Source organism: Flavobacterium gawalongense (assembly GCF_007097265.1).
GTDB lineage: Bacteria > Bacteroidota > Bacteroidia > Flavobacteriales > Flavobacteriaceae > Flavobacterium > Flavobacterium gawalongense.
Window position 1 is genome coordinate 160,284 of record NZ_VJZP01000004.1, and the last position, 6,808, is coordinate 167,091.

7 protein-coding genes are annotated in these 6,808 nt (G+C 33.8%); all 7 read left to right on the top strand.

The genetic code is table 11. The features are described 5' to 3' along the window. Positions 1–126: 126 nt before the first annotated feature. The 7 genes from FNW38_RS04240 to FNW38_RS04270 all read left to right on the top strand — a co-directional run bounded on the left by FNW38_RS04240 (position 127) and on the right by FNW38_RS04270 (position 6,398). Positions 127–990, top strand: a complete 864-nt coding sequence (locus FNW38_RS04240; protein ID WP_143387061.1) for an alpha/beta fold hydrolase — start codon at positions 127–129, stop codon at positions 988–990. Positions 991–1,002: 12 nt separating this feature from the next. Further along, positions 1,003–1,698, top strand: a complete 696-nt coding sequence (locus tag FNW38_RS04245) for a hypothetical protein (protein WP_143387060.1) — start codon at positions 1,003–1,005, stop codon at positions 1,696–1,698. Between the two features lie 514 nt (positions 1,699–2,212). After that, positions 2,213–3,166, top strand: a complete 954-nt coding sequence (locus FNW38_RS04250; RefSeq protein WP_143387059.1) for a sugar phosphate isomerase/epimerase family protein — start codon at positions 2,213–2,215, stop codon at positions 3,164–3,166. 609 nt (positions 3,167–3,775) lie between these two features. Continuing rightward, entirely contained in the window at positions 3,776–4,537 is a 762-nt protein-coding gene (locus tag FNW38_RS04255) for a hypothetical protein (RefSeq protein WP_144064512.1), read from the top strand. A 79-nt stretch (positions 4,538–4,616) separates the two neighbouring features. Next, positions 4,617–5,516 carry a helix-turn-helix domain-containing protein gene (locus FNW38_RS04260; RefSeq protein ID WP_143387057.1) on the top strand — a complete coding sequence of 300 codons (900 nt, stop codon included), beginning with the start codon at positions 4,617–4,619 and terminating at the stop codon, positions 5,514–5,516. Positions 5,517–5,599: 83 nt separating this feature from the next. Beyond that, complete coding sequence (locus tag FNW38_RS04265) at positions 5,600–6,022, top strand: nuclear transport factor 2 family protein (protein ID WP_143387056.1); 423 nt, start codon at positions 5,600–5,602, stop codon at positions 6,020–6,022. 229 nt (positions 6,023–6,251) lie between these two features. Further along, positions 6,252–6,398 carry an SDR family NAD(P)-dependent oxidoreductase gene (locus FNW38_RS04270; RefSeq protein ID WP_143387055.1) on the top strand — a complete coding sequence of 49 codons (147 nt, stop codon included), beginning with the start codon at positions 6,252–6,254 and terminating at the stop codon, positions 6,396–6,398. The last annotated feature ends 410 nt before the right edge of the window (positions 6,399–6,808 follow it).

Here is a 6,808-nt window from a genome sequence, read left to right on the forward strand (position 1 = left end):
GACAATCTCACTTGCTGACAAATTATGTAAATGAAAGGATTCAAACCAGCCGTTATTATTTACAATTGAAGCCAGGAACATTAGGTACTTCCTATTGGTGCTGGATTATTTTATAATGCAAAGTAAATGAAAAAAGGAGTAGTAGTTTTTATAGTATATGTAGTTTTTTGTTGTAGTGCGTTTGGTCAAAAACCGTTACGTCATTTTATGCAACCTCCGAATGTAATTAATAACATTCCCTATGGAAATAATCCACAGGCGGGGCACTATGTACAATCAAAAGATGCCAAAATTTATTATGAAGTATATGGTAAAGGGCAACCCATTGTAGTATTGCATGGTGGACTGTTTGGTTCAACGACAGAAATGGCAAGAATTATAGATAGTCTTGCTAATGATTTCCAAGTGATTGCGATTTCAACTCGTGGGCATGGGAAATCTGAAATCGGAGTCGAACCATTGACATTAGAACAAAGAGCCAATGATGTCCTAGCAGTAATCCATGAGGCAACCAAAGAAAAAGTAATGATTCTCGGATTTAGTGATGGAGGATTTACCGCCTATAAATTTGGCTCCATGTATCCTGATAAAGTTAAAAAAATGATCGTGATAGGCGCGGGTGTTTTATATCCGGGATTAAGGGATTTTAATTTCAACTTCAATCAAGCTATGGAAATGGATACGGAATTTTGGGCACAACAACGCGCCTTAATGCCAGAACCGAATCGGTTAGAAGAAGTGTTTAAACAGGTTTCCAATTGCTACAACCAACTTACCGTAGGGGCAGCATTATTAGGTTCTATTCAATGCCCGGTTTTATTGATGGCTGGCGACCGAGATGAGGGGAACTCCGTACAAAATGTTTTAAATGCCGCATTGTTAATTCGTAATCACCAATTAGCGATTATCCCTAATGCTGGTCACCCTGCTTTTATTGTGAATTTTAATGCTGCTTGGGCTAGTATAGCTCCGTTTATAGACGAAAAATAAAATAATTTAAACATGAAAAAAATAATTTTATCCTCCCTCCTTGTTTTAAATATGACGAGTGCATTTGCTCAAAAATTCACCTGGAATCAGCGGGAATTTGAAGCCGTAAATACCAAAGCAGAAATCGTCAATATGGACGGCGCTCAAGTCTTAAAAGTAGAGCGTGACTTAATTGCTTCGCCTTTTGACGAGAAAAATATTGAGGCCTCAGTAGATGGGCCTACCTATGTCAAATTAACGAATGTTGACATGGAGAACGGGACGATTGAAGTTAAAATGTTAAGCCGAATCATGGAAAATTCACCTTTTCCTGCTGCGCGGGGATTTTTAGGATTGGCCTATCGTGTGGATCAAGAGAATAGAAATTTCGAAGCCATCTACCTTAGACCGAGTAATGGGAGAGCCGATGATCAATTAAGACGCAACCATACCGTTCAGTATTTCTCCTATCCGGACTATACGTTTAGCCGACTTAGAAAAGAAGCGAACGGTTTGTATGAGACCTATGCCGACATAGGATTAAACGAATGGATTGATGTACGTATTGATTTTCAGGATGAAAAGGCAGTTTTATATATCAATAACCAAAAATCGCCTTCATTTATCGTTACTAAAATGCTGGGGACTTCTAAAAAAGGTAGTATTGCACTTTGGGTTGAAATTGGAACAATAGGATATTTTAAGGATTTGAAAGTAACGAAGAAATGATTGATTCTTAAATCCGATAATTTTTCGAAAAAGTAATTATTTAATTTTTGGACGACTAACACCTAAGCGCATTAAAGCTACGTTTCCGTCAATTAAGGAAGAGCAAGTGATAAAAAGCCTGACAGTAATGGAGGGCACTGAAAAAGTCCTTAAAGAATTAGATTTCATTAAAAGAGTAGAAAAATAAGATTTTCTACTCTTTTTTTTATCCTGAAAATGAAGTACTTAAGCAAAACTCGAATTTTCCTTAATCGCCTTAAAATGTCTAATTACTAGAAAGAGATGCTTTTTCAGTGCCCTCCAGTAATGTCGGGCTTTTTTTATGTCTAAAAATTAGTGATTACTTGTTTTTCAATTTCTTGAAATTTCGAAAAAACGGTTCCGCTTTTCTATTAAAACCACCACCCCTTATTGAAGGTTGCAAATTGGAATATCATTACCACTTAGTTTAAAATTGGCTAAGTGGTTTTTATTTCCAAATAATTGAATAACTTAGAGGCATAAATTATTTACCATGAAACGTCGTCAATTCCTTCAAAGCACTGCCCTATTTTCTGTAGCATCTTTAGTAAATGCAAATGAACTGTTTGCCAGAACTCCATTAGTCAATAAAGTGGGTTTGGGTTTATTCTCTATACCACAAATGTTAGAGAATGACTTTGAGGCTGCTTTTGCAATGCTGGCAAAAATGGGATACAAAGAAGTGGAATGTTTTGGCCCCTATGAATTCAGTACTGAAAAAGCAAAAGCTTCGTGGAATGCTGTTACACCTCAACTAGGATTCAAAGGAAGTGGCTTCTTTAATAAAACAGCTTCTGATTTTTTAAAAGCAGCAAAATCAAATGGCATTAGTATTCCTGCAATGCATACTGATTTGGATACATTATCAAACAATATGGGTCCATTGGCGGAAGCCGCTAATTTAATCGGTGCAAAATATGTAGTGCTTCCATCCATTCCTGATGCTGAAAGAAAAACCTTGGACGATTATAAAAAAGTAGCAGAAAAATTCAATGCTATTGGTGCTGCAGCGAAAAAAGAAGGTATTTGTTTTGCGTATCACAATCATGGCTATGGTTTAAATATAGTGAATGGTACTATGCCATTAGACATCATTTTTGATCAAACAGATCCTAGCTTGGTTTATTTTGAAATGGATCTTTATTGGACAATAGCTGGTGGAGCAGATCCCGTTGAATTATTCAAAAAACACAAAGGCCGATATAAAATGGTACATATAAAGGACATGAAAGAAGCAAAAAGATTCGCAGGAGATGGCGGCGATGCATCACAATGGATTAGCCTTTTCCCATACATGACTTCATGTGGTGAAGGTGTACTAGATTTGCCTACAATACTTGCTGCCGCAAAACAAAATGGCGTTGAGCATTTCTTCGTTGAACAAGATATGGTACAATCACCTGAAATAGCATTGAAAAAAAGTGTCGATTATTTAAAGTCACTTTAATAGAAATTCAATTTCTTATTGATTATAATCAAAATAGTCTTTTATATAGGTTCTTTCCTATGTTGATTCTGTAAATAGTTTTGTGTGCATATCTTTTATTCACAAAAAATATATTTTATGACCACAAGAGCATTATCAAAAGAAAGATTATACAAATTATCAAACAAAATTTGATGAAACTAATATGGTGGAAGAATCACCTAAATCAGAGAAAGAGAAAAAGACCTCCTGTAATTTTTCAGGAAGATTAACTTATTATTTTACTGACAGTTAAATATCGACAATTGAGTAAAATTTTCAACTTTGTTCAATAGGGGAAGCTTTAAAAGCCTGACAGCAATGTCGGGCTTTTTTATGCCTATATGCCAGATTTTGAATCTAGAAATGATAATAGAGCGAATGTAGTGAACGTGTAGAATCAAAGTAATTATTACAATTGTATCTCTATAGCAATTACAAGAATTTATTTGTATATTAAACTTATTTTAAAGGCAATAGAACAATTCTTTGAAATTCATAAGTATTGATTTGAAATTCATTATAAATAAAATCATAAAAAAATTTCCTTTGCATATAAAATTATTGTAAAATATTAAAACATGATTTCAAGTGATCCATATTAAAAAAACAGTATTTAGAGGTCTTTTATTAACATTGGTATTAATAAAAACATCCGTTCTCTTTTCTCAACAATTAGATAGTCCAAAGAATGATTTAAAGTTTAAAGGTGCTATTAGTGTCACAAATAATGGTATTTCTATTATACCTACATTTACCTTAGGGAAACCCGCGGCAATAGTTAATCTGTCGGTTGGAACAAGCAGACTAACTTTTGAGCCTGAATTGCGATTTTCATTAGAAGGAAAGCCATGGGCATTTATTTTTTGGGGGCGATATAAAGCATATAAAAGCGATAAATTTTCATTGAATATAGGAGCTCATCCTGCATTTGCATTTAAAACAATCCCTTTAACTAAAGATGGTGTTACAAGTGATTATATTGTAAGTCAAAGATATGTGGCTACAGAGGTTGTTCCTACCTACCACATTTCTAAAGACTTAACCTTGGGGATGTATTATTTATATTCTCATGGTTTTGATTTAGGGACTATTAAAAACACGCATTTTGTTACAGTGAATACTGGTATCTCAAATATTGAAGTATCTAATAGTTTACGAATGAAGATAAGTCCGCAAGTGTACTACCTTCGAATGAATGATGCTGATGGTTTTTATACGAGTACTATGTTTACAGTATCAAAAGTTGACAATCCAATCTCAGTTTCAGTATTCTTCAATAAAGTGATTGATACCAATATAGCGGCGAGTAAAGACTTCGTTTGGAATGCAACACTAACCTATGCTTTTTAAATAATCCTGCAATTTTTTGTTAAAAATTTGACCAGGCTGTAATTAGGCATTACCTTTATTTAAAATTGCTATCTTATTTATGGAAAAAACAGAGTCAATAGAAGATTTTTATAAGACAAAATTCGATTGGATGCCCGAAAATTTTAAAAATGAAATTGGGCATTTCAATGTTTTTAATTTAGAACCTTTTGTTGGCGAAAAAGCGCAACCTGTCCCCTATAAACGCCGTGATTTTTATAAAATCATGTTGGTGAAGGGTAATAGCAAAGTACACTATGCAGACAAGGTGGTGGAAGTTAAAAAACAGGCATTATCTTTTTCTAATCCGCAGATACCTTATAAGTGGGAACATCTTGATAACATTAGCGAGGGTTCTTTCTGTATTTTCAATCAACATTTTTTTCATCAATATGGGAACCTGAATCAATACTCGGTTTTTCAACCTAACGGCACACATATTTTTGAATTGACTGATGAACAGGTAGAAAAAATCGCGGTCATTTATAAACGTATGTTTGAAGAAATCAATTCAGAATATGTTTACAAATACGATGTATTACGAAATCTTGTTTTTGAATTATTGCATTTTGCCATGAAAATGGATCCTTCTGCCAATATTGAAAATCAACAATTGAATGCTTCTCAAAGAATTTCTACCTTATTTTTAGAACTTTTAGAACGTCAATTTCCTATTGATGATACCAATCAAAAAGTCCATTTTAGAACGGCTTCCGATTTTGCAAACCAGTTAAATATTCATGTCAATCATTTGAATAAGGCAGTAAAAGAAACTACTCAAAAAACAACCTCTCAAATTATTGCCGAACGAGTTTTGCAAGAATCTAAAATTTTATTAAAACACAGTAATTGGAATGTGTCAGAGATTGCTTATGCATTAGGATTCACAGAAGTCACTAATTTCAATAACTTTTTTAAAAAACATTTACAGTTAAGTCCATTAAAATTCAGGAATCTTTGATTTTTGTAAGGTATTGTTTGATTATCGTTATTCTGTGCTTTGCGGCATAATTATCTTTGAACTTTAATTAAAATACTTTCAAAATGAAAAAAATTTTCACACTCCTTACTCTTTTTATTGTGGCTAATGTGTTTGGTCAATCAAAAGCAGAATCAGAAATTCTGTCTTTATCAAAAGAAAAATTTCGTTGGCAAGTAGAAGCAAAGGTTGATTCCTTGGCCAATCTTTTTGACAATAATGTGGCTATTATTCAAGCTAGTGGGGCAATTAAATCTAAAAAAGAATATCTAGACGATGTAAAAAATGGAACCCCCGTTTTTAATAGCATTGAAATAAAAGAAGCATCTGCGAGAATCTTCGGTAAAACAGCTATTGTAATTGGGAAAGGCCTTTTTACTATAACAAAAGATGCAACCGAAGTCACTTACAATGTCATGTATTCTGAAGTGTATGTGCTACAAAATAAAAAATGGAAATTGGTTTCACGCCACTCTAGCCACATCTAAATTCGTAAAAATAGGTATTTAAATTTCACTCTTTTTTTATTAAAGCGGCCAATATGGATGCATCTTCTTTAAAACGTATGCCAATACTCATCATCATCCTGGGGAGTTACCTGATGATTGTACTGGATATTTCTATCGTCATAACTGCGTTCCCAAAGATTCAGCATGAACTCAATTTCTCCACTACGGAGCTTACCTGGGTACAAAATGGGTATACACTTGCCTTTGGTTGGTTGCTGTTTCCACAGGTTGGTCCGTTTATGTTGCTACCAGATTTGCTGTAATGGGTCTTTCAGAGGTTGCCGCAGAAGATGTTAAAGAATTTGGAATTCATGTTACTGCAATTGCGCCAGGAGTTTCTCGTACTTCTTTTTAAATGAAGAATCTATTATTTATGCGGCTAATACAATTGAAGAATACTCCGCTATAAGAACATCTCATAGTAAAAATGCAGGTTTCAATGGTTAACAATTTGGAGACCCAAATGGGGCAGCCAGCATGATTATAAAAGTTGCTGAAAGTCAAAATCCGCCTATACGATTATTTTTAGGTACTGACGCATTTAATAGGGCCAAGACAAAAATTAATATCCTTGAAACGGAATTTAGAAAAAAATAAAGATGGCTCTTTATCAACCGATTTTAAGTGATACTTATCTAACTTCCTTTAACATTAGAGAAAGCATAGCTGATTATTTTACTTATAGTTATAGGTATAGGCGTTTAGGTCGCAATTTATTATTTTTGCCTGATGGCAGATAGAAATATTTTTAGAGGAGTGAATTCA